We start from the raw sequence: 23,044 nt of genomic DNA, 5'->3' as shown, positions 1-23,044 counted from the left end.
TGACCGCGGGGCGCGAACCCCGCGGGTCGGTCGTTCATTCTTTGCCCGGCAGTTGCTCTGCGTCGGCATTATGCTGCGCGTTGTGCGGCTTGCGGCGCAGCACCGACAGCACCCAGACAAAGAAGATCGGCACCAGAATCACCCCCAGCAATGTCGCGCTGAGCATGCCGCCGATCACTCCGGTGCCGAGAGCCCGCTGGCTGGCAGCGCCTGCGCCGGTGGCCAGTGTAAGCGGCACGACGCCGAGGATGAACGCCAGCGAGGTCATGACAATCGGCCGGAAGCGCAGCCTTGCCGCCTGCAGCGCCGCATCACGCAGTGAATGGCCCTGATCCCACAGTTCCTTGGCGAATTCGACGATGAGAATCGCGTTTTTCGCGGCCAGCCCGATGATGGTGATCAGCCCGACTTTGAAATACACATCGTTGGGCATGCCCACCGCCGTGACCGCCAGCACCGAACCCAGCGCGCCCACCGGGACGATCAGCATCACCACCAGTGGAATCGCCCAGCTTTCGTACAACGCGACCAGCAACAGAAACACCACCACCAGGGCGAGTGCGAACAGCCCGGCGGCCTGACCGCTGGCGACTTTTTCCTGATACGACAGGCCGGTCCATTCATAGCCGATGCCCGCAGGCAATTCGGAAACAATGCGTTCGATCTCGGCCATGGCCTCGCCGGTACTGACCCCGGGCGGTGCGTCGCCTGCGATGCGGAACGTGGGGTAGCCGTTATAACGGGCGATCTGCACCGGGCCTTCTTCCCAGTGCGTCGAAACGAATGCGCCCAGTGGCACCAGTGTGCCGCTGCTGTTGGGCACATACAGCTTGAGCACGCTTTCCGGCGTCATCCGCGCACCTTGTTCGGCCTGCACCACGACCCGCTGCTGACGCCCGGCATTGGCGAAGTCGCTGATCACCGAGGAGCCGAATGCGGTGGACAGGGCGCTGCTGATCGACTCGAAGCTGACCCCCAGCGCGCGCGCCTTTTCGCGGTCGATATTCAAGCGTAACTGCGGCGCTTCGGCCAGGCCTTCCATCATGGCGTAAAGGATTTTCGGATTACCGTTGGCTTTGCCCAGCAGCTCGTTGCGCGCCGCCAGCAGCGCTTCGCGGCCCAGACCTGCACGGTCCTGCAGGCGCAACGCGAAACCGCCGGAGGTGCCCAAACCCTCGATGGGCGGCGGCGTCACGGCCATGACCGTACCGTCGCTCAGGCCGGCAAAGTGCTGATTGAACGCGGCGGCTTCTTCACCGGCCGATTGTCCGTCGCCACGCACTGACCAGTCTTTGAGAGTCGGGAATGCCAGACCGGCGTTTTCGCCCATGCCGGAGAAGCTGAACCCCAGCAGCATGGTCACGGCACCCGTGGCTTCGCGGGACAGCATGTAGTTTTCCAGCAACTGCGCGGTGGCGTCGGTACGCGCCCGCGTCGCTCCGGGCGGCAGTTGCACGTCGATGATCAGATAGCCCTGATCTTCGACCGGCACGAATGACTCCGGCAAGCGCAGGTAGAAAAAGCCCAGCAGGCCGACGATGCCGACGTACAGCAACATGTAGCGACCGGCGCGCTTGATCATGCTGGAACTGACCCGTTCGTAGCGGTCGGTAAAGCGACCGAACAGACGATTGAACCCGCCGAAAAACCCGCGCTTTTCGTGCTGACCGGCGGGGATCGGCTTGAGCAGGGTTGCGCACAGCGCCGGGGTGAAGGTCAGGGCCAGAAAGCCAGAGAACAGAATCGACACCGCCAGCGACAGCGAAAACTGCTGGTAGATCACCCCGACCGAGCCACCCATGAAGGCCAGCGGCAGAAACACCGCAGCCAGCACCAGCGTGATGCCGAAAATCGCCCCGGACACCTGTTGCATCGCCTTGATTGTCGCAGCGGTCGGGGAGAGGCCTTCTTCGGCCATGATCCGCTCGACGTTCTCGACCACTACAATCGCGTCGTCGACCAGAATGCCGATGGCCAGCACCATGCCGAACATGGTCATCATGTTCACCGAGAAACCCAGCAGGTACATGATCGCCAGCGTACCGGCCAGACACACCGGCACCACGATGGTCGGAATCAGCGTGTAGCGGATGTTCTGCAGGAACAGGTACATCACCAGAAACACCAGAACCATGGCTTCGATCAGGGTGTAGATCACCTTGTCGATGGCCACGTCGACAAACCGCGAAGTGTCATACGGCACGGAAAATTCGACGCCTTCCGGGAAGTTCACCGACAGCTCGGTGAGCCGCTGCTTGACTGCCTTCACGGTTTCGATCGCGTTGGCGCCTGGTGACAGCTGAACCGCACCGGCCACCGCACGCTTGCCGTCCAGGCGTGATTCGAAACTGTAATCCTGACTGCCGATGGCAACCCGCGCGACGTCGGAAAGGTGCACCGCAGAACCGTCTTGATTGGCACGCAAAACGATGCGCCCGAATTCTTCGGGGTTGTCCAGGGTGCCCTTGACCGCCAGGGTTGCAGTCAACTCTTGTAACGATGTACCCGGACTGCTGCCGAAGCTGCCCGCAGGAACCTGCACGTTCTGGGCGCGAATCGCTGCGTTGACATCGTCGATGGACAGCCCGAAACCGACCAGTTTCTGCGGATCGATCCAGACCCGCATGGCGGCTTCGGCCGCAAAGAACTGCAGCCTGCCGACGCCGTTCACCCGGCTGATTTCATTGTTGACGTTACGTGCTGCGTAGTCGGCCAGAGCGACCGTGTCCTTGTTGGCCGAATCGCCGCTGTAGTTCAGGGTGAAGATCATCAGGAAGCCGGAGCTGGCCTGCTCGACTTGCAAACCCTGGCTGAGCACGGTCTGCGGCAAGCGCGCTTCGGCTTTCTTGATGCGGTTCTGCACTTCGACCTGCGCCATGTCCGGGTTGGTGCCGGGCACGAAGGTGACATTGATTTCGGCGCTGCCGGTCGAGTTGCTGGTCGACTCGTAATACAGCATGCCCTTGGCACCGTTGAGCTCTTCTTCAATGACGCTGGTCACCGAATCCACCAACACTTTGGCCGATGCGCCGGGGTAGGTGGCAGTGATGGTGACTTGCGGTGGCGCCACGTTCGGGTATTGCGCCACCGGCAAGGCGGGCAGGGCCATCAGCCCGGCCAGCAGAATGAACAGGGCCAGCACCCAGGCAAAGTTGGGCCGCTTGATAAAGAACAGGGACATGGACAGTGATCCTCGATCGCGCTGAAGGCGGCGTTATTGAGCCTTGGCCTGCTGCTGGGCAGCTGGCGATTTGGCGATGACCTTGTCGCCCGGATTGAGCCCGGTCATGTTGCCGACGATCACCTGTTCGCCTGCTTTCAGCCCCTCGGTGATCTGCCAGCGCGCGTCCTGCATGGTGCCTGTCTTGACCGGACGGGCTTCGACTGCGCCGTCCTGACCGATCAGCAGTACGCGGGCTGCGCCATCACTGGAACGCTGCACGGCCCGTTGCGGCACCAGAATGGCGTTAGCGTCGACCCGCTGGGGCGTACGCACACGGACATACATGCCCGGCAGCAACACGCCTCTGGGGTTGGCAAAGCGGGCGCGCAGCGAGACCTGGCCGGTGCTCCGGTCGACGGCGACGTCGGTAAACAACAGGGTGCCGGTGCTTTGGTAATCGGTGCCGTCGACGCTCAGCGACAAGGCATCTTCACCGCCCTTTGGCAGTCGGCCGTCCTGAATGGCTGCGCGCATCTGTAAAGCCTCGGCCGCTGGCTGGGTGAAGTCGGCATAGACCGGGTCCAGTTGCTGGATGGTCGCCAGCAGCGTGGTTTCGCCCTGACCGACCAGCGCGCCTTCGGTGACCATCGCGCGACCGATGCGCCCTGAAATCGGCGCTGTGACCGTGGCGTAGCCCAGGTTCAGCCGAGCCGTTTCCACGTCAGCCTGAGCTGATTTTCTGGCAGCGGCGGCGTTTAGCAGTGCAGAGCGGGCGGTGTCGAACGTCTGGCGGCTGACCGCTTCGATCTCCACCAGCGACTCGTAACGTTTGACCGTGGCCTGCGTTTCAAACAGCGTGGCTTCGGTGCGCGCCAGATCACCCTGCGCCTTGGCCAGCGCCGCCTTGAACGGCGCCGGGTCGATCTGGAACAGCACCGCGCCCGCTTTCACGTCAGCGCCTTCTTCGAAGTTGCGCGTCAGCACGATGCCGGCCACGCGGGCGCGCACCTGTGCGACACGCACCGGCTCGATACGGCCGGGCAATTCGTCGATAACGGTGAATGACTCGGTTTTGACGGCAAGCGCTTCCACTTCTTTGGGGGCCGCAACCGCTGCTTGCTCCTGCTGCGATTTTTGCTCGCAACCGGCCAGGCCAAATGCGCCCAACAGGGCTATCGCAGGCAGAACACGCCAGTTGCTGAAATTACTCATCATTCACCCGGCCGCAGCCCATCAGACGCTAAAGGCGCGAATGATCCACTTTTGTACAGCTATGAGTCAATATTGACTCATATGAGACTTTCGTGACTAATTGTGTATATGCTTTGCGAATAAACAGGCGTTCTGCACAATGCGCCGCACCCACTCTATAACGAGGTAAAGACGCACCTGATGGACGTACCTGCTGCTGACGAAAAATTCCTGAAAGCGCTGGCCGTGGCGCTGGTCGACCATTCCAACGGGACATTCAAAGACATTGCCGAAGCGGCGGGCGTGAGTAAAGCCACGCTCAATCGCTTCTGCGGCACCCGCGCCAACCTGATCGAAATGCTGTTGATCCATGCGTCCGAGCTGATGAACAAAATGATTGCCGACGCCGATCTACAGAACGCGCCACCGCTTGAGGCGTTGCAGCGTCTGGTCGACAACCACCTGACCCACCGTGAAATGCTGGTGTTTCTGGTTTTTCAATGGCGTCCTGACACCATGGACGAAAGCTGCGGCGGCCTGCGCTGGTTACCGTATTCCGACGCGCTGGATGCGTTCTTTCTGCGCGGCCAGCGCGAAGGTCTGTTCCGCATCGACATCAGCGCCCCGGTGCTGACCGAAACCTTCGCCTCGCTGCTGTTCGGCCTGGTCGACGCAGAGCGCCGCGGCCGGGTTGCGCGCACGGGAATGGATGCGGTGTTGCTGCAGATGTTCATGCAAGGCGCGACGTCCGTTAAGTGACAATGGCTTTGCACGAGCTGCCCCCGTGCTGTTTTGTCGCACCCGGCCCGGCACCCCTTCAGATCAACTTCTGGACGTCTGCTCACGGTTTGATACAGGATTGTCGGTATTCCCGACCGCCCTTGAGTGGTAAATTCGCCGCCTTTGAATTTGTCCGAACCCACGCGCCTAACCCTCTAGGGGAAGTAAGACATGACGTACCAACCGACCCGCCGTGAGGTGGTCACGGGCCTTTCCCTGCTGAGCCTTGGCCTGCTGGCTGGCTGTGGCAATTCCAATGCCCTGCCGTTCAAGCACGGCAAGGACATGAGTAACGAGATCGTCGGCCGCAACTTCCGGCTCAAGGACACGCAGGGCAACGTCAAGACCCTCTCGAGCTTTCGCGGCTTGATGCCGATGATTTTCTTTGGCTTTACCCAGTGCCCGGCGATTTGCCCGACGACGCTGGCGCGTGCTGCGCAAATCAGGAAACTGATGGGCGAGGAGGGCAAGACGCTGCAGGTGGTGTTCATTACCCTGGACCCCGAGCGCGATACGCCCGAAGTGATCGATGCCTACGTCAAGGCCTTCGATCCAACCTTCGTCGCGCTGTCTGGCACCCTTGAAGAAACGGCTGCCACTGCCAAAGAGTTCGGCGTGTTTTTCGAGAAAATCCCGTTGGGCGACACCTATACGATCTCCCACACGTCCACCAGTTACGTGTATGACACGCGTGGCGTCCTGCGCCTGGGCCTGTCGCACCGGCTGTCCGCCCAACAATGCACTGAAGACCTGCTCACTTTGATGGAAGTATGCTGATGACCGTTCTGATTCGTCACGCCGTAAAGCCGCTGTTGTTGACCCTTTCGCTGTTGGGCCTGAGCGCTCAGGCACTGGCCGACACCAAAGTCGATGACGCCTGGGTACGTGCCACTGTGCCGGGCCAGTCAGCCACTGGTGCGTTCATGCACATCACTTCAACAACCGACAGTAAACTGATCGATGTTGCATCGCCTGTCGCGAAGACTGTGCAGATCCACCAGATGAGCATGAAAGACGATGTGATGAGCATGCAGCGCGTTACTGCTGTCGACTTGCCTGCGGGCAAGCCGGTGGTGTTCGATGCCAACGGCTACCACGTCATGTTCATGGGCCTGGCGGCGCAGGTCAAAGAGGGCGACAACGTGCCACTGACCCTGACCGTGGAAGATGCCAAAGGCGTCAAAGAGTCGATTCAGGTCACCGCCGTGGCCAGATCGCTGACCACTGACGAGCACGCCGGGCACGGTGATCATAGCGGTCATTGATGGATTGACGCAGAGCGTCGCACGATAGTTGAGATTATCGTTCCGCACGCTCCAGCGTTGGAATGCATTGGGTGACGCTCCGCGCCACAGATCTACGTCGCACCGTGCATCAAGACCGGACGCAGAACGTCGTACGATAGTTAAGGTCTCGCTCCTCATTCGCTCCTCATTCGCTTGTCTTGCATATTCACTATTGATCTAAAAGAAGAACTAAATATTCTTTTCGGGAGCAAGCATTTTTCCGCCATCATGCCTTGCCATATCAAATTTGGAAAGATGACTGATACCAACAGAACCTGGATTTTTATCATGAAAATGCAGGAGTGTATCAATGGGCAATGTCCAGACCGCAGCCAGCGCATATGACGTGCAACGGCGCCAGACGCCGAGCGGCGAGCTGGTTGATCTGGGGCGTCCTTTCCATGGGCCGTTGGCGTTGTCGCGCTTGCACAGCACCCCCAAACCGATCCTCGGGCGACGCGAAGCCGTTCTGTTCGGGGCGCTGGCACTGGTGTTCCACGGCGCGGTTATCTACTGGCTGAGCCAGAACCCGACGCCTGCACTGCCGGTCGTGCCGCCGGAAATTCCGCCGATGACCATCGAGTTTTCCCAGCCCGCGCCGCCCGTTGTGGAAACACCGCCACCACCGCCCGAGCCTGTCGTGCCGCCGGTGGTCGAGCCGCCGCCTCCTGTCGAGGACGAGCTGGCCGTCAAGCCGCCACCGCCCAAACCGATTCCCAAACCCAAGCCCCAGCCGCCTAAACCGGTGGTCAAGCCTGTCGTCAAGCCCGTTGAGCAGCCACCGGCTCCTCCTGTCCCTGCACCACCGGTTGCGGCCCCGGCGCCACCCGCACCGCCTGCGCCGAAACCGGTGACCCCGGCATCGGCCAGCGCGGGCTACCTGCGCAATCCGGCACCGGAATACCCGTCGCTGGCGATGCGTCGCGGCTGGGAAGGCACTGTGTTGTTACGCGTTCACGTGCTGGCCAGCGGCAAACCCGGCGAGATTCAGATACAGAAAAGCAGCGGGCGCGATCAACTGGATGAGGCCGCGCTGGCCGCGGTGAAACGCTGGAGTTTTATCCCCGCCAAACAGGGCGATGTCGCCCAGGATGGCTGGGTCAGTGTGCCGATTGATTTCAAGATCAAATAAGCTTTCAAAATCAAATAACGCTTCAAGTTCCGATAACCACGACATTCGATTGAACCGGCGAGCTACCTGAACAAAAGGCGCATCGCGACACACCCAACGCCCCGTTCAGACTTTGTTCATAGAGAGAGCTGCGCCATGAACCTGATTGCTTCGCCTTTTGAATCCATCGAACACGCAGTCATCTGGCTGCTGGTGATCTTCTCCGTTGCCACCTGGGGTCTTGCGCTGCTCAAGGGGGTGCAGTTCTCACGCCTGAAAGCTCAGGACCGTAAGTTCCACAAGCAATTCTGGGCGGCATCAAGCCTCGATTCCGCCGCCCAGTTGGCTCATGAACAACCGGGCGCGGCTGCACGGGTTGCGTTGGCCGGTTACGCTGCGATTCAGGTACCGGATGGTGCCCAGGCCAACGACCTCAGCCAGTCGATCAATCATCAGGACCGTCTTGAACGTGCCCTGCGCCAACAGATTGTTCGCGAGCGCCGTTCGCTGGAAACCGGTCTGGCGATCCTCGCAAGTATCGGCAGCACCTCGCCCTTCATCGGCCTGTTCGGCACGGTCTGGGGCATCATGTCAGCACTCAAGGGAATCAGCGCCGCCGGTTCAGCAAGCCTTGAAACAGTGGCGAGCCCCATCGGCGCTGCGCTGGTCGCTACCGGTGTCGGTATTGCCGTCGCGGTGCCTGCGGTGCTGGTCTACAACTATTTCCTGCGGCGCCTGAAACTGACCGCCGCCGATCTGGATGACTTTGCCCATGATTTCTACAGCCTGGCGCAGAAGAGTGCATTCCGCGTGCTGTTGCATCCGGTTCTGAAATCCACTGCTGCCGGCGCGCAGGCCGGTCAGAAAGTGAAGGAGGCGTCCTGAAATGGCCTTTTCTACTCAAGACACGGATGAAGTGCTGAGCGAGATCAACGTCACGCCGCTGGTGGACGTAATGCTGGTGCTGCTGGTGGTGTTCATCGTTACCGCGCCGCTGCTCACCAACTCGATCCCGATCAACCTGCCCAAGACCGAGTCCGTCGCACCGGTAGAGCAGAAAGACCCTCTGGTGGTGAGTATCGACGGGCAGGGCAAGCTGTTCATCAACAAGGATGAAATCCAGCCGGACCTGCTGGAGACCAACCTCAAGGCGGCCAAGCAAAAAGCCCCGGATGTACGCGTGCAATTGCAGGCGGACAATGGCGTGAACTACGGCGAAGTGGCGCGAGCCATGGCGTCGATCGAACGCGCGGGTATCACTAAGTTGTCGGTGATCACCGCTAAATAACCGGCTTTTACACTCATACCGTATCAACCGTTTTGGGCCGCATCCTCAGGCAGGTGCGGCCTTTTTTTGTGTGACCTTCGAGGGTGTTTCCGGCGTGACACAAATGTAGATGCTTATGCCTTATTAGTATTTAAATCTTTTAATCAATGCCATTAAGCTATATTGCATCGGGCTACCGGACTACCAATCACACACTGTAATGATCGCCACCGTCCGCCGCACGGATCGCTCGTTGTAACCAGAACATCAGTTTCTGGATCAGGGATTTTCAAGGGGTAGTGGTATGGGGAACTTCAAACGAAACGCACTGGCAACGGCGATTTTTTCAGCCAATTTGCTGAGCATTGCCGGTATCAGTGCAAGCGCATACGCAGCAGAAGCAGCAGATGAACGAAGCGATCAGGGCGCGTCCACACTGGGCACGGTGATCGTCACTGGCACCCGCGCACAGGAACGCACTGCCAGCGCGTCACTGTCGCCCATCGATGTGATCTCCGGTGACAGCCTGCGCAGTTCCGGCTCCAGCGAACTGGGCACGGTGCTGGCGCGGCTCATCCCGTCGATCAACTTTCCCCGCCCGAGCCTGGTGGACGGTGCCGAACTGACCCGACCGGCACAATTGCGCGGCTTGTCGCCGGATCAGGTGCTGGTGCTGGTCAATGGCAAGCGCCGCCACACCTCGGCCTTCGTCAACCTCGGTGGCGCCGTGGGGCGCGGTTCGGCACCCGCCGACCTGAATGCGATTCCACTCTCGGCGATTGACCACATCGAAGTGCTGCGCGACGGTGCTTCGGCACGCTACGGGTCGGATGCGATTGCCGGGGTGATCAACATCATCCTCAAAAGCGCCGATCATGGCGGTTCGGTCTCCAGCAAATACGGGCAATACAAGAAGGGCGATGGCATTCAGCGTCAGGTCGCGGGTAATACCGGTTTCGCGCTGGGCGACAATGGCACGTTGAACCTATCGGGTGAAGGCGCCAATAACGATTACACCAACCGTGCCGGTGATGATTTCAGAGCGTCCAGCGTGGGCTCCACGACCTATGGTCAGCAGGTATTTCGGCAAGGCGAACCGCAAACCGAAGAGGGCAAGTTGCAGTACAACGCCGAGTACAGCTTCAATGAGGCGGCGGAGTTCTACAGCTTCGGTGGCTACAGCAAGCGTCGTGGCGAGACCGCTGCGTTTTATCGGCCGAGCAATGCGTCCAACAACATTGCGGCGATTTATCCAAACGGTTACCTGCCGCTGATTCACGGCACGCTGGAAGACACTACATTTGTTGCCGGACTGCGCGGTGAGCTGGCGGATGACTGGCATTACGACCTGTCCGCCAACTATGGCAAGAACTCTTATGAGTTGCGCACCAAAACCATTAATACGTCATTGGGCCTGAACACGCCGCGCTCGTTCGATAACGGCACGCTGACCAACGATCAGAAGCAACTGAGCCTGGACCTGTCGCGGGAGTTCAACGCAACGTGGCTGCCTTATCCGCTGTCGGTCGCGTTCGGGGCTGAATACCTGCGCCAGGGTTATCAGATCGAGGCAGGGCAGGCGGAGTCGTACTTCCAGACCGGCAGTTCCGGGGCTGGGCGGTTTTCGCGCTGCCGACGCGGGCAGTTACTCGAGGCATAACTTCGCCCAGTATCTGGACGTGGAAACCAACCTGACTGACAAGCTTGGTGTGTCGGCGGCCGTTCGCCATGAGGACTACAGCGATTTCGGCTCAAACCTCAGCGGTTCGCTGTCGGCGCGCTATGATTTCACCCCGCAGGTGGCCTTGCGCGGCAGCGTATCGACGGGCTTTCGCGCGCCATCGCTGGCGCAGCAGAACTTTACCTTTACCTCGTCACAGTTGATTGGCAGCACCATTCAGGAAGCGGGGACATTCCCGGCTGGCAGCAACGTCGCGCAGTTGTTGGGCGCAGACGACCTGAAACCCGAAAAGTCGCGCAACTACAGCCTGGGGCTGGTGTTGCAACCACTGGACAGCCTGACCGTGACCGCCGACGTTTATCACATCGACATCCGCGACCGTATTTCGCTGTCGTCCAATCTGGTGCTCAATAATGCGGCCATCAATTACCTGCGCAGTAACGGCGTAGGCGATATCAACTACACCAGCGCCCGCTACTTCACTAACGCTACCGATACCAGCACCGATGGCGTCGATCTGGTCGTCAATTATCGCTACCAGTTCGACAACGGTGTGCGCTGGAACAGCATGGTGGGCTACAACTACAACCACACCAAAGTCACCGACGTGAAAGCCAACCCGGCAATTCTCGATCAGTTGGGGGTGAATCTGGTTCGGGTGGATCGCCGCGAGCGTATCGGTCTGCTGGGCGACACCACTCCGCAGCACAAACTGACGTTGGGCAACGATCTTACGTTCGGTAACTGGGCGCTGCATTCCAACCTGGTGCGCTACGGCGAGTTCACCAGCTACCAGGCCGACAAGGTCAACGACCAGACCTTCAGCGCTGCCTGGCTGCTCGACCTCGCAGCGGATTACAAACTCAAGAACTGGGTCTTCACCCTCGGTGGCGACAACGTCACCGACAAATACCCGGAGAAACTCAACGCCTTCGCCTCCAGCGGCGGCAACCTGGCGTACAGCACCTTCTCGCCTTACGGCTACAGCGGGGCGTTTTACTATGGGAAAGTGACGTATAACTGGTAATTTGATTTGCCGCTGACGTCATTTCCATTCCGTGTCGGCCTACAGCTCGTGACGCTCCGCATCACCTATGTGCTGCAATACAACGGCATGCCTTGCTCATAGTTGCTGCACATAAATGAAAGCGCTTTTTTGTCGCGATGGCACTGACGACGCAGATTGCGACGTAAGTGACGGCTGAGTCCTGGCGCTGATCCGGGGGATGCTCGGCAGGACGCCGAGCAAGCCGCATTCGGGCCATGGATGGCCCGTTGCGGCGACCCCCGGATCAGTTTCAGGACGAAGGAACCCGACGAAGTCGGGCCGGAAACGGAGCTGCGGGCTTTGCCTGCTTTGGCCTCATCAAAGTAGGTCGCCGAGGGGCGAAAAGGTGACTCAAGTCGGGCCGGAAGCTCACTGAATCGGAGAGCTTTGTGACGCTAGGCTCTGTGTTTCCTTCTCAACTGCCCTGCAGCGGCGTGGCATCCTGAAAGAAGTAATCCCTCCACGAGGCCGGCTTGTTCTTGATAGCACTCACGCGATGCAGGAACTCCGTCAGCGGGTAAGTATTCTTCGGCGTGATAGTGAACTGGAACTCTGGCTGATCGATGATCTTGAGCCGTTCGGCACGGACGATCTTTGCCTTGGTGACACGCAGGTAAATGTCGGCCGCGACGCCGATGTCCTTATCCATGTGCGGCAGGCTCAAGGTGAACATGTCCAGCCGGGCATATTCCTTATCGCCGCACAGTTTAGCTGCGGCAAATTTCAAGTAACGCGACGCCAAGCCATCCTAATATTCTTGTTTTTTATAATTAGCTTAGAAGTAAATGTGCTTTTTAATTGATTTGTGATGCGCCTAGTCTTGTTGATCGTTTGCAGTCTTTCAGGAGCAACACCATGAGCAACGTCAGCGCTTTGCCGATCCAGCCCGATATCACGCCGTCAGGTGGCGGCAGTGTGCGCGACCGGGTTTCGCCGCAAGAATGGGAAGTCCGGGTCAAACTGGCAGCGGCTTATCGACTGGCCGCGCTCAAGCGCTGGACCGATCACATCTACACGCACTTCTCGGCACGCGTGCCGGGGCCGGACGAGCATTTTCTGATTAATGCGTTCGGGCTGCTGTTCGATGAAATCACCGCGTCGAATCTGGTCAAGGTCGATATCGACGGCACGATTGTCGATGACCCCACCGGGCTGGGTATCAACTACGCCGGGTACGTGATTCACAGCGCCATTCACGCTGCGCGCCACGACCTGCAAGCCGTGTTGCACACGCACACGCGCGACGGCATTGCCGTGTCGGCACAGAAAAACGGCTTGCTGCCGATTTCCCAGCATTCCATTGCCTTTTCCGGGCGCGTGGCCTATCACGGCTACGAAGACATCGCGCTGGACCTGAGCGAGCGCGAACGACTGGTCGCCGACCTGGGTGACAAGAGCGTGATGATCCTGCGCAATCATGGCTTGCTGACCGGTGGCGTGAGCGTAGAGCATGCCTTTCAGCAACTTCACGCACTTGAATATGCCTGCAATATCCAGATCGCCGCGCAATCAGCGGGCAATGCCGAGCTGGTGTTTCCTCCGCAGGAAGTGATCGCCAAAGTCGAGGAACAGGCCAAAGTCATCAAGGACGGACACGGTCCGGGTGTCGCACGGCACTGGAATGCGTTGATTCGCGAGCTGGAGCGCAACGGCACCGATTACCGGGACTGAGTCTGCAATGCAGTGATGCGAGGCAGCAAAGGTTGGTGTAGTGTGCGCACCCAAAACAAGGGGCGCATACATGCAAGACCTGCTGAACGAAATCCTCGATGAAGTAAGGCCTTTGATCGGTCAGGGCAAAGTGGCCGATTACATACCGGCGCTGGGCGGCGTCAGGCCCGATCAACTGGGCATCGCCGTCTATGGCAACGACGGCCAGATGTTCAGTGCCGGGGATGCCGAAACGCTGTTTTCCATCCAGAGTATTTCCAAGGTATTCAGCCTGGTGCAGGCCATCGGCCATTCCGGTGAGGACATCTGGCAGCGTCTCGGTCACGAGCCTTCCGGCCAGCCGTTCAATTCGCTGGTGCAGCTCGAGTTCGAGCGGGGCAGGCCGCGCAACCCGTTCATCAATGCCGGCGCGCTGGTGATCTGCGACATCAACCAGGCACGTTTTGCCGCACCTTCGTTGTCGATGCGCGATTTCGTCAGGCGCCTGTGTGGCAACCCTGGCATCACTTCCGATTCCAAAGTCGCCGAGTCCGAATACCAGCATCGCTCCCGCAACGCCGCGGCAGCCTATCTGATGAAGTCTTTCGACAATTTCCATGGCGATGTGGAAGACGTGCTGCGCAGCTATTTCCACCATTGCGCATTGAGCATGAGCTGCATCGATCTGGCTCGTGCCTTCGGCTTTCTGGCCAATCAGGGTTTTTGCGCCCACAGTGGCGAGCAGATTCTCAGCGCTCGCCAGACGACCCAGGTCAATTCGATCATGGCCACCAGTGGTCTCTACGACGAGGCCGGCAACTTCGCCTATCGGGTCGGTCTGCCCGGCAAGAGTGGGGTAGGCGGCGGAATTGTGGCTATCGTTCCGGAGCGTTTTTCGGTATGTGTATGGTCCCCGGAGTTGAACGCGGCCGGTAATTCTCTGGTCGGTATGGCTGCGCTGGAAAAACTCAGTGCGAGGATTGACTGGTCAGTCTTTTGAAGTAAGAAGTGCTCTGGAGCGCAGATGATCAGGAGTCACGGATTGAAGAGCAGGGTGTGCAGGTCACTCATGATGAGCGTCGGGCTGCTGTTGCTTGCAGGTTGTGCAAGCCAGCGCTTCGAAGAGCCTGAACTGAGCCCGCAGCAGGCGCGCGCACAGATCGTGCGGCTGATGCCGGCCGATGTCAGTGACCGGCAGGCGTGGGCAACCGATATTCAGGCCGCGTTTGCCGCGCAGAAAATTCCGTTGACCACTGAAAACATCTGTTCGGTGCTGGCCGTGACCGAGCAGGAATCCACCTTTCAGGTCGATCCGGCAGTGCCGAACATGGGCCGGATCGCCCGCGCGGAAATTGATCGGCGTGCTGCGCGACTGCACATCCCCAACGCGCTCATCGCCACCGCGCTGCGAGTGCGTTCGCCGGACGGCAAAACCTACGGCAAACGACTCGACTCGGCCCACACCGAGAAAGACCTGAGCGCCATTTTCGACGACTTCATCGGCATGGTGCCTCTGGGCCAGGTGTTGTTCGGCAACTTCAACCCGGTCCAGACCGGCGGGCCGATGCAGGTTGCGATTGCCTTCGCCGAAAAGCACGCCGAGGATTATCCCTACCCGGTTGATGGCTCCATCCGACGCGAAGTGTTTACCCGTCGCGGCGGCATGTATTTCGGCATCGCCCACTTGTTGGGCTACCCGGTGAGTTATACCCAGTCGCTGTACCGCTTTGCCGACTTCAACGCCGGTTGGTACGCCAGCCGCAATGCGGCGTTTCAACAAGCCGTGAGCCGCGCGACCGGCATCGAGTTGGCACTTGATGGCGACCTGATCCGTTTCGACTCCACCTCACCCGGCGCCACCGAGCTCGCCGTGCGCACGCTGGCTGACCGGCTGGGCATGAACAAATCGCAGATATGGAACCAGCTCAAGCAAGGCGACACGCTGGAATTCGAGGAAACCGATCTGTACCGCAAAGTGTTTGCGATGGCCGACAAAACAGCGGGCAAGCCTTTGCCACGCGCCATCCTGCCCGGCATCACCCTGAAAAGCCCGAAAATCACCCGCAACCTCACCACCGCCTGGTTCGCCGAACGCGTGGACGACCGTCGCGAACGCTGCGTACTGCGTGCGCCGAAGGGCGTTTGAGTGAGCGCAGATGCTGCCCTCTCTCGCTTCAGCGTCGGAATGCAACACCACTGACATCGCAGAACCGCTGTGTGACGCAGAGCGTCACCGACCTGCACCGCACACTCAAGATCGGACGCAGAGCGTCCAGAACTGCATGCGACGCGGAGCGTCGCACGATAATCGAAGCGCTTTTTATCACGATGGCACTGACAACGCAGATTGCGACGTAAGTGACGGCTGAGTCCTGGCGCTGATCCGGGGGATGCGAGGCAGGACGCCGAGCAAGCTGCACCGGGCCATGGATGGCCCGTTGCAGCGACCCCCGGATCGGTGTCAGGGCGAAGGAACCCGACGAAGTCGGGCCGGAAACGGAGCTGGGACTTTGCCTACTTTGGTCCCTCAAAGTAGGGTGCCGTAAGGGCGCAAAGGTGACCTGAGCCGTAAACAACCATCACTGACATCGCAGAACCGCTGAGTGACGCGGAACGTCCCCGATCTGCACCGCACACTCAAGATCGGACGCAGAGCGTCCAGAACTGCATGCGACGCAGAGCGTCGCACGATAATCGAAGCGCTTTTTATCACGATGGCACTGACAACGCAGATTGCGACGTAAGTGATGGCTGAGTCCTGACACTGATCCGGGGGATGCGAGGCAGGACGCCGAGCAAGCCGCATTCGGGCCATGGATGGCCCGTTGCGGCGGCCCCCGGATCAGTGTCAGGGCGAAGGAACCCGACGAAGTCGGGCCGGAAACGGAGCTGGGACTTTGCCTACTTTGGTCCCTCAAAGTAGGGCGCCGTAAGGGCGCAAAGGTGACCTGAGCCGTAAACAACCATCACTGACATCGCAGAACTGCTGAGTGACGCGGAACATCCCCGACCTGCACCGCACACTCAAGATCGGACGCAGAGCGTCCAGAACTGCATGCGACGCGGAGCGTCGCACGATAATCGAAGCGCTTTTTATCACGATGGCACTGACAACGCAGATTGCGACGTAAGTGACGGCTGAGTCCTGACACTGATCCGGGGGATGCGAGGCAGGACGCCGAGCAAGCCGCATTCGGGCCATGGATGGCCCGTTGCGGCGGCCCCCGGATCAGTGTCAGGGCGAAGGAACCCGACGAAGTCGGGCCGGAAACGGAGCCGGGACTTTGCCTACTTTGGTCCCTCAAAGTAGGGCGCCGTAAGGGCGCAAAGGTGACCTGAGTCAGAAACAAACATCACTTCCACCGCAGAGCCGCCGTGTGATGCGGAGAAAAGTTCGGTACAGTCCAAGAATAGGATGTTTGGACCAGCGTCTTCGTGAGCAAGCTCACTCCCACAAGTATCGATATTCCGCCTGATGCTGTTCGCCCGGGGGGCGCAAAGGTGACCTGAGCCAGAAACAAGCATCACTGACATCGCAAAACCGCTGTGTGACGCACAGCGTCACGAACTGCATGCCCACGCGGAGCGTCGGCACGATAATCAATGCTTTTGATGTGCTTTTTCAACCACTATGGTGCTGACATCGCAGAACCGCTGTGTGACACGCAATGTCACGAAAGGAGCCTCACCGTCATCGCATCCCGCTCACCCTCGAAAAACCTGTCCAGCACCTCCTGAAACATCGACCTGTCAGGCGCAGCGATGGCGAACAGAGTCATACTCGAGCGCAACTTCATATCATCCGGCGAACCGAACATCTGCTGCGCAGTACGTTCTACCTGAGGCGCGATGACACCGGCGCACTGCTCCAGACGGGCGCCGAGCAACGGATGTTGCAGATAGGCCCGCGCTTCATCAAGATCGCTGATGGCAAAACGTTGCGCCATATCACTGTGGCCCAGCCCCTGAATCTGCGGAAACACGAACCACATCCAATGGCTGCGTTTAAGCCCGGCCTCAAGCTCCGTCAACACCTGTTGGAACACCGGCTGCTGAGCGGTGACAAAGCGTTGCAGGTTGTAAACATCGTTCATGATGAGCTTCCTGTTTTTTAACGAACCTGTGGTCGTATGATGGCCACCCGACACGGGGGTTCGACCTGTCTCCAGAGTTTTTTGCGTATGCCCGTCTTCAAGCGCTTCACCGTTTTCATGCAGCAGGCCCTGCGGTCCATGCACCTGGTCTGGACCACCTCCCGCGCGCTGTCCGTCGGCTTGATCCTGGCCACGCTCGTTGCTGGCCTGTTGCCCGCGCTGGCCGCCTGGCTCGGGCAGCGCATCGTCGACGCCGTGGTCGCGGCGATGCAATTGCATGCCAGCGCCGGTGAAGCACCGTTGTGGCCGGTGCTGCGTTACGTCCTGTTCGAAGCGGGCGTATTGGCCTTGCTGGCCGGGGCTCAGCGCGCCTTGTCGGTACAACAGGCGTTGCTGCGAGTGCTGTTGGGGCAGAAGGTCAATACCTTGATTCTGGAGAAAGCCCAGACGCTCTCGCTGTCGCAGTTCGAGGACTCGGAGTTCTACGACAAGCTGGTGCGCGTCCGCCGCGAAGCGTCGACCCGACCGCTGGCGCTGGTGACCAAATCACTGGGCCTGCTGCAAAACCTCATTTCGTTGATCAGCTTCGCCGTGCTGCTGGTGCATTTTTCGCCTTGGGCGTTGCTGATTCTGGTGGTGGGGGCGTTGCCGGTGTTTTTCGCCGAGGCGCATTTCTCCGGGGATGCGTTCCGCCTGTTCACGCGCCGCGCACCGGAAACCCGTCGGCAGAATTACATCGAAACGCTGCTTTCCCACGAGGGTTACATCAAGGAGGTCAAGCTGTTCGGCTTCGCGCCGCTGCTGCTTCAACGCTATCGCGAGACCTTCGAGCGACTCTACGCCGAGGACCGCCGCCTGACTCTGCGCCGCGACGGCTGGGGATTTCTGCTAGGGCTGCTGGGCACGGCCTCGTTCTATCTGGCTTATGCGTGGGTGGTGGTCGATGCGGTGCACGGCCGAATCACCCTCGGTCAGATGACCATGTACCTGGTGCTGTTCAAGCAGGGTCAGGCTGCCGTCAGCAGCAGCCTCAGCGCGATCAGCGGGCTGTATGAGGACGGGCTGTACCTCGCCGACTTGTACGTCTATCTAGGCCAGCCGGTCACGCCACCGACCGGCAGCCTGACGCAGGGCGCGTTGCCTGGCGACGGCATGCGCTTCGAGAATGTCAGCTTCACTTATCCAGGCACCAGCCGCCCGGCTCTCGAGCATATCGACCTGCACCTGGCGCCCGGTCGCAGTGTGGCGCTGGTCGGCGAAAACGGTTCGGGCAAGACCACGTTGATCAAACTGCTGACCCGCCTGTACCGCCCTGATCAGGGGCGCATCCTGCTCGATGGCAGCGACTTGCAGGAATGGGACGAAGACGCTCTGCGCTCGCGGATCGGCGTGATTTTTCAGGATTTCATTCGCTATCAGTTTCTGGTCGGCGAAAACCTGGGGGTTGGCGACACTCACGCGTTTCACGATGAAACCCGCTGGCGCGAAGCCGCAGCGCAGGGCATGGCTGCGCAGTTCATCGAGCAGCTCGACAAGGGTTACGCCACACAATTGGGCCGCTGGTTCGCAGGAGGTCAGGAACTGTCTGGCGGGCAATGGCAAAAGATTGCCTTGTCACGCGCCTATATGCGCCGCGACGCCGACATCCTGATCCTCGACGAGCCGACCGCCGCGCTGGACGCAGGCGCAGAAGCCGCCGTGTTCGACCATTTTCGCGAATACGCCAAGGGCCGCATGACACTGCTCATATCGCACCGCTTTTCCAGCGTGCGCAATGCCGAACACATCGTCGTGCTGGAGCACGGTCGGGTGCTGGAACGCGGTGACCATGACAGCCTGATCGCCGCCGCAGGGCGCTACGCCGCGTTGTTCGATCTTCAGGCGCAGGGCTATCGCTAGGGTCTGTTCCCGTTTCATCGCTCGCTACGAAACGGGAGCACACCCTAGATAAAAGTGTTGCAGTGAATGACCAGTCGGCGTTTTATGGGAGCTCTGTTTCACGCCGTATTTTTTTAATCAAACGGAGACATCGATGCAATTTCGTAAATTGGGCAAAACCGACCTGTCGGTCAGCGCGATCTGTCTGGGCACCATGACCTGGGGCGAGCAGAACACCCAGGATGAAGCATTCGAACAGATTCGTATGGCCAAAGACGCCAAGGTCAACTTTCTTGATACCGCCGAGATGTACCCGGTGCCGCCACGCGGCGAAACCTACACCAAGACTGAAAGCATCATTGGCGAGTACTTCAAGAAGTACGGCGACCGCAGTGACTGGGTACTGGCCAGCAAGGTCGCAGGCCCCGGCCGCATGGAGCACATTCGCGACGGCAATCCGCGTCTTGACCGCAAGAACATCACGGCCGCGCTGGAAGCCAGCCTCAAACGCCTGAACACTGATTATCTGGACCTGTACCAGTTGCACTGGCCGGATCGCAAGACCAATTTCTTCGGCGTGCTGGGCTACACCCACGACCCGGATGATCAGGCCGTCGAGATCGAAGAAACCCTGTCTGTGCTGGGCGATCTGGTCAAGGCTGGCAAAATTCGCCATTTCGGCCTGTCCAACGAAACGCCATGGGGCACTCAGCGTTTTCTGCACCTCGCCGACACCCTGAATCTGCCGCGTGCGGTGTCGATCCAGAACCCCTACAACCTGCTCAATCGGACCTTTGAAGTCGGTCTTGCGGAAATCGCCATTCGCGAACAGATCGGCCTGCTGGCGTATTCGCCACTGGCGTTCGGTGTGCTGGCGGGTAAATACCTGGATGGCGCACGCCCGGCCGATGGCCGCCTGACCCTGTTCGAGCGCTTCCAGCGTTACAACAACCCGCAGGCCGTCAGCGCTACCGCCAAATACGTCGCGCTGGCCCGCGAGCACGGTCTGGACCCCTCACAGATGGCACTCGCCTACGTCACCAGTCGGCCGTTCGTGACCAGCAACATCATTGGTGCCACCAAGCTGGATCAACTGGCGATCAACCTGAAGAGCATTGACGTCACCTTGTCCGACGAGGTGATCGCCGGGATCGAAGCCATTCACACCTCACAGCCAAACCCTGCGCCATAACCTGAACCATGAATAACCTGCACTGAACTTACTTTCAGCCTCGCCAGTCAGCATTTAGGTTGCTCACTACGAGGCTGAATTTCATGCATATCTCACTCAAGCAACAAGTTGCAATCGTCACCGGGGCCAGTTCCGGTCTGGGTGCCGGTGCCGCCCGGGCGCTGGCCGACGCCGGTGCTGCAGTCGTCATCAATTACAACTCCAAGGCTGAACCTGCCGAGAAGCTGGCTGAAGACATTCGTGCCGCTGGCGGCCGCGCCCTGGCCGTTGGCGCCGATGTGTCGAAAGAAGAGGACGTCGAACGGCTGTTTGCCGAAACCATCGAACATTTTGGCGCGCTGGACATTCTGGTCGCCAACTCGGGCCTGCAAAAAGACGCGTCTATCGTCGACATGACCCTTGAAGACTGGAACACCGTGATCAACGTCAACCTGACCGGGCAGTTTCTCTGCGCCCGAGCCGCGTTGCGCCAGTTCATCAAGCAGGGCATGCGTCCGGACGTTTCGCGCGCGATGGGCAAGATCATCCACATGAGCTCGGTGCACCAGTTGATCCCTTGGGCAGGGCATGTCAATTACGCGGCCTCCAAGGGCGGCGTCGATCTGTTGATGCGCAGCATTGCTCAGGAAGTCGGCGAGCTGAAAATTCGCGTCAACAGCGTTGCACCGGGTGCCATTCGCACCCCGATCAACGCCGATGCGCGCCAGGGCGATGCAGAGAAGGAAATGCTCAAACTGATTCCGTACGGCCGCATCGGCGAGCCGGAAGATGTGGCCAACGCCGTGCTGTGGCTGGCGTCGGACGCGTCGGATTACGTGCATGGCACTACGCTGTTCATCGACGGGGGCATGACCCTCTATCCGGAGTTTCGTGGCAATGGCTGATTTCCCGGAAGAAGCGCAAAACCGTATCGAAGACCACGGCATCATCGGCGACATGCGCAGTGCAGCGCTGATTGCCGACACCGGCAGCATCGACTTCTGCTGCTGGCCGGATTTCGACAGCCCGTCGATTTTCACTGCGCTGCTGGACACCACCGACGCCGGGATCTTTCAGCTGGCCCCCGATCTGCCGGACGCGCGGCGGCTGCAGATTTACCTGCCTGACACCAACGTTCTGCAAACCCGCTGGATTTCCGAGCAGGCGGTGGTGGAAGTCACTGACCTGATGCCGATCGGCGAAGACCAGGACGACCTGCCGCGCATTGTGCGCCGGGTTCAGGTGCGCTTTGGCGAGGCGCGGATTCGCATGCGTTGCCGGGTGCGGATGGATTACAGCCGCGCTGAAACCACTGCGCGTTTTGACGGCGAGGATGTCTGTTTCGAAGCAGAAGGCCAGCCCGGCATGCGTTTATCGGCTGCCACGCCGCTGCACCTTGAGCAGCACGACGCCGTGGCCGAGTTCCACATGCAGAAAGGCCAGACCATCGAGTTCATCCTCGGCGGCATCGACGACCCGAATGTCGCGGCCGGCAAGTGCTCGCGCTATTTCGACGACACCCTGAAGTTCTGGCGGCGCTGGGCCGGGCAGTCACAATACAAAGGCCGCTGGCGTGAAATGGTCACCCGTTCGGCGCTGGCGCTCAAGCTGCTGACCTCGCGCAAGCACGGCGGCATCGTTGCAGCGGCGACGTATGGCTTGCCGGAAACCGAAGGCGGCGAACGTAACTGGGATTATCGTTACACCTGGATACGGGATGCCTCGTTCACTGTCTACGCCTTCATGCGCCTGGGTTACACCGATGAAGCCAACGCGTTCATGAGCTGGGTGCGCGGCAGGCTGGATGATGCCTGCAAGCAGGGCGAACGTCTGGGCATTCTGTACGCGCTCGACGGTCACCCGGAACTGCCTGAGGAGCATCTCGATCACTTGTCCGGTTATGGCGGGGCCCAGCCGGTGCGGATCGGCAACGAGGCGTACGAGCAGGTGCAACTGGATATCTACGGCGAGCTGATGGATGCCGTTTACCTGGCCAACAAGTACGGCGACGCGATCTCCCATGACGGCTGGAAACATGTGGTGCGTCAGGTCGATTACGTGTGCGAGCACTGGAGCGACCGCGATGTGGGCATCTGGGAGATGCGCGGTGGCGACCAGCACTTTCTGCATTCGCGGCTGATGTGCTGGGTTGCGCTGGACCGGGCCCTGCGTCTGGCCTTCAAGCGCTCGCTGTCGGGACCGTTCGAGCGCTGGAACAAGGTGCGCGAAGAGATTCAGAACGACATCTGGGAGAACTTCTGGAACGAGGAACTCGGCCATTTCGTGCAGTACAAGGGCAGCCGTAACCTGGATGCGTCCATGCTGCTGATGCCGTTGGTGCGCTTCGTCGGTGCCAACGATCCCAAATGGCTGGCGACTCTGGATGCCATCGAAGCGACGCTGGTGCGTGACGGCATGGTGTTCCGCTATCGCAACGACGATGACCATGATGACGGTCTTGCCGGTGACGAGGGCGCCTTCGTTGCCTGCTCGTTCTGGTACGTCGAATGTCTGGCGCGTGCCGGGCGGGTTGAGCAGGCGCATCTGGAATTCGAGCAACTGTTGCGTTATGCCAATCCGCTGGGGCTGTACGCCGAAGAGTTCGATGGCCATGCCCGCCACCTGGGCAACACGCCGCAGGCTTTGAGTCACCTGGCACTGATCAGCGCGGCCAGTTTTCTCGACCGCAAGCTGGGTGGCGGTCAGGCACTCTGGCAGCCCTGA

General features: G+C 60.0%; 16 protein-coding genes and 2 pseudogenes. 14 read left to right on the top strand and 4 right to left on the bottom strand.

Annotated features, from left to right (window positions below; translation table 11 throughout):
- Positions 1-34 precede the first annotated feature (34 nt).
- Positions 35-3,181, bottom strand: a complete 3,147-nt coding sequence (locus BLT55_RS09835; RefSeq protein WP_055001652.1) for an efflux RND transporter permease subunit — start codon at positions 3,179-3,181, stop codon at positions 35-37.
- Positions 3,182-3,214: 33 nt separating this feature from the next.
- Positions 3,215-4,375, bottom strand: coding sequence for an efflux RND transporter periplasmic adaptor subunit (locus BLT55_RS09830; RefSeq protein WP_055001658.1), 1,161 nt, complete (start codon positions 4,373-4,375; stop codon positions 3,215-3,217).
- Positions 4,376-4,555: 180 nt separating this feature from the next.
- On the opposite strand from BLT55_RS09830, the gene BLT55_RS09825 reads away from it, so the two are divergent.
- The 7 genes and pseudogenes from BLT55_RS09825 to BLT55_RS09795 all read left to right on the top strand — a co-directional run bounded on the left by BLT55_RS09825 (position 4,556) and on the right by BLT55_RS09795 (position 11,506).
- Positions 4,556-5,113, top strand: a complete 558-nt coding sequence (locus BLT55_RS09825; RefSeq protein WP_055001651.1) for a TetR/AcrR family transcriptional regulator — start codon at positions 4,556-4,558, stop codon at positions 5,111-5,113.
- Between the two features lie 192 nt (positions 5,114-5,305).
- Positions 5,306-5,911 carry an SCO family protein gene (locus BLT55_RS09820; RefSeq protein WP_055001650.1) on the top strand — a complete coding sequence of 202 codons (606 nt, stop codon included), beginning with the start codon at positions 5,306-5,308 and terminating at the stop codon, positions 5,909-5,911.
- Positions 5,905-6,399: a copper chaperone PCu(A)C gene (locus tag BLT55_RS09815; RefSeq protein ID WP_074800354.1), complete on the top strand. Its 495-nt coding sequence runs from the start codon at positions 5,905-5,907 to the stop codon at positions 6,397-6,399. Before BLT55_RS09820 ends, BLT55_RS09815 begins: the two co-directional genes overlap by 7 nt.
- Positions 6,400-6,730: 331 nt before the next feature.
- Positions 6,731-7,552, top strand: coding sequence for an energy transducer TonB (locus tag BLT55_RS09810; RefSeq protein WP_055001648.1), 822 nt, complete (start codon positions 6,731-6,733; stop codon positions 7,550-7,552).
- Positions 7,553-7,687: 135 nt separating this feature from the next.
- Positions 7,688-8,416 carry a MotA/TolQ/ExbB proton channel family protein gene (locus BLT55_RS09805; RefSeq protein ID WP_055001647.1) on the top strand — a complete coding sequence of 243 codons (729 nt, stop codon included), beginning with the start codon at positions 7,688-7,690 and terminating at the stop codon, positions 8,414-8,416.
- A 1-nt stretch (position 8,417) separates the two neighbouring features.
- The gene (locus BLT55_RS09800) at positions 8,418-8,819 is read left to right on the top strand and encodes an ExbD/TolR family protein (RefSeq protein ID WP_017709122.1); all 402 of its coding nucleotides are present in this window, start codon (positions 8,418-8,420) and stop codon (positions 8,817-8,819) included.
- Positions 8,820-9,102: 283 nt separating this feature from the next.
- Positions 9,103-11,506, top strand: a pseudogene (locus BLT55_RS09795) (TonB-dependent receptor plug domain-containing protein).
- A 436-nt stretch (positions 11,507-11,942) separates the two neighbouring features.
- Here the strand turns inward: BLT55_RS09795 and BLT55_RS09785 are convergent.
- Positions 11,943-12,263: pseudogene (locus tag BLT55_RS09785) on the bottom strand (ABC transporter substrate-binding protein); the annotation flags it as partial.
- Between the two features lie 119 nt (positions 12,264-12,382).
- Between BLT55_RS09785 and BLT55_RS09780 the strand changes: the two are divergent.
- The 3 genes from BLT55_RS09780 (at position 12,383) to BLT55_RS09770 (ending at position 15,323) form a co-directional block, all read left to right on the top strand.
- Positions 12,383-13,198, top strand: a complete 816-nt coding sequence (locus BLT55_RS09780; RefSeq protein WP_055001384.1) for a class II aldolase/adducin family protein — start codon at positions 12,383-12,385, stop codon at positions 13,196-13,198.
- Between the two features lie 70 nt (positions 13,199-13,268).
- Positions 13,269-14,177, top strand: a complete 909-nt coding sequence (gene glsB, locus BLT55_RS09775) for a glutaminase B (protein WP_007249656.1) — start codon at positions 13,269-13,271, stop codon at positions 14,175-14,177.
- A gap of 69 nt (positions 14,178-14,246) precedes the next feature.
- Entirely contained in the window at positions 14,247-15,323 is a 1,077-nt protein-coding gene (locus BLT55_RS09770; RefSeq protein WP_055001385.1) for a DUF1615 domain-containing protein, read from the top strand.
- 1,525 nt (positions 15,324-16,848) lie between these two features.
- Here the strand turns inward: BLT55_RS09770 and BLT55_RS09755 are convergent.
- On the bottom strand, positions 16,849-17,271 hold the full coding sequence (locus BLT55_RS09755; protein WP_055001995.1) for a DUF1810 domain-containing protein: 423 nt from the start codon (positions 17,269-17,271) through the stop codon (positions 16,849-16,851).
- An 87-nt stretch (positions 17,272-17,358) separates the two neighbouring features.
- Here BLT55_RS09755 and BLT55_RS09750 point away from each other — a divergent pair, with 87 nt between their 5' ends.
- From BLT55_RS09750 to BLT55_RS09735, 4 genes are all read left to right on the top strand, one after another.
- Entirely contained in the window at positions 17,359-19,170 is a 1,812-nt protein-coding gene (locus BLT55_RS09750) for an ABC transporter ATP-binding protein (RefSeq protein ID WP_055001996.1), read from the top strand.
- Between the two features lie 133 nt (positions 19,171-19,303).
- On the top strand, positions 19,304-20,341 hold the full coding sequence (locus BLT55_RS09745) for an NADP(H)-dependent aldo-keto reductase (protein ID WP_054079626.1): 1,038 nt from the start codon (positions 19,304-19,306) through the stop codon (positions 20,339-20,341).
- Between the two features lie 83 nt (positions 20,342-20,424).
- Positions 20,425-21,225: an SDR family oxidoreductase gene (locus BLT55_RS09740; protein ID WP_007249651.1), complete on the top strand. Its 801-nt coding sequence runs from the start codon at positions 20,425-20,427 to the stop codon at positions 21,223-21,225.
- Entirely contained in the window at positions 21,218-23,044 is a 1,827-nt protein-coding gene (locus BLT55_RS09735; protein ID WP_055001997.1) for a glycoside hydrolase family 15 protein, read from the top strand. The genes BLT55_RS09740 and BLT55_RS09735 overlap by 8 nt, the downstream gene beginning before the upstream one ends.

This window comes from Pseudomonas cannabina (assembly GCF_900100365.1).
Classification (GTDB): Bacteria; Pseudomonadota; Gammaproteobacteria; order Pseudomonadales; family Pseudomonadaceae; genus Aquipseudomonas; species Aquipseudomonas cannabina.
This window is presented reverse-complemented; position numbering and strand designations above follow the sequence as displayed.

Bases quoted from the DNA above. Each gene is read 5' to 3' on its own strand.
- BLT55_RS09835 (WP_055001652.1), bottom strand. From the start codon at position 3,181: ATGTCCCTGTTCTTTATCAAGCGGCCCAACTTTGCCTGGGTGCTGGCC.
- BLT55_RS09830 (WP_055001658.1), bottom strand. From the start codon at position 4,375: ATGAGTAATTTCAGCAACTGGCGTGTTCTGCCTGCGATAGCCCTGTTG.
- BLT55_RS09825 (WP_055001651.1), top strand. From the start codon at position 4,556: ATGGACGTACCTGCTGCTGACGAAAAATTCCTGAAAGCGCTGGCCGTG.
- BLT55_RS09820 (WP_055001650.1), top strand. From the start codon at position 5,306: ATGACGTACCAACCGACCCGCCGTGAGGTGGTCACGGGCCTTTCCCTG.
- BLT55_RS09815 (WP_074800354.1), top strand. From the start codon at position 5,905: ATGCTGATGACCGTTCTGATTCGTCACGCCGTAAAGCCGCTGTTGTTG.
- BLT55_RS09810 (WP_055001648.1), top strand. From the start codon at position 6,731: ATGGGCAATGTCCAGACCGCAGCCAGCGCATATGACGTGCAACGGCGC.
- BLT55_RS09805 (WP_055001647.1), top strand. From the start codon at position 7,688: ATGAACCTGATTGCTTCGCCTTTTGAATCCATCGAACACGCAGTCATC.
- BLT55_RS09800 (WP_017709122.1), top strand. From the start codon at position 8,418: ATGGCCTTTTCTACTCAAGACACGGATGAAGTGCTGAGCGAGATCAAC.
- BLT55_RS09780 (WP_055001384.1), top strand. From the start codon at position 12,383: ATGAGCAACGTCAGCGCTTTGCCGATCCAGCCCGATATCACGCCGTCA.
- glsB (WP_007249656.1), top strand. From the start codon at position 13,269: ATGCAAGACCTGCTGAACGAAATCCTCGATGAAGTAAGGCCTTTGATC.
- BLT55_RS09770 (WP_055001385.1), top strand. From the start codon at position 14,247: ATGATGAGCGTCGGGCTGCTGTTGCTTGCAGGTTGTGCAAGCCAGCGC.
- BLT55_RS09755 (WP_055001995.1), bottom strand. From the start codon at position 17,271: ATGAACGATGTTTACAACCTGCAACGCTTTGTCACCGCTCAGCAGCCG.
- BLT55_RS09750 (WP_055001996.1), top strand. From the start codon at position 17,359: ATGCCCGTCTTCAAGCGCTTCACCGTTTTCATGCAGCAGGCCCTGCGG.
- BLT55_RS09745 (WP_054079626.1), top strand. From the start codon at position 19,304: ATGCAATTTCGTAAATTGGGCAAAACCGACCTGTCGGTCAGCGCGATC.
- BLT55_RS09740 (WP_007249651.1), top strand. From the start codon at position 20,425: ATGCATATCTCACTCAAGCAACAAGTTGCAATCGTCACCGGGGCCAGT.
- BLT55_RS09735 (WP_055001997.1), top strand. From the start codon at position 21,218: ATGGCTGATTTCCCGGAAGAAGCGCAAAACCGTATCGAAGACCACGGC.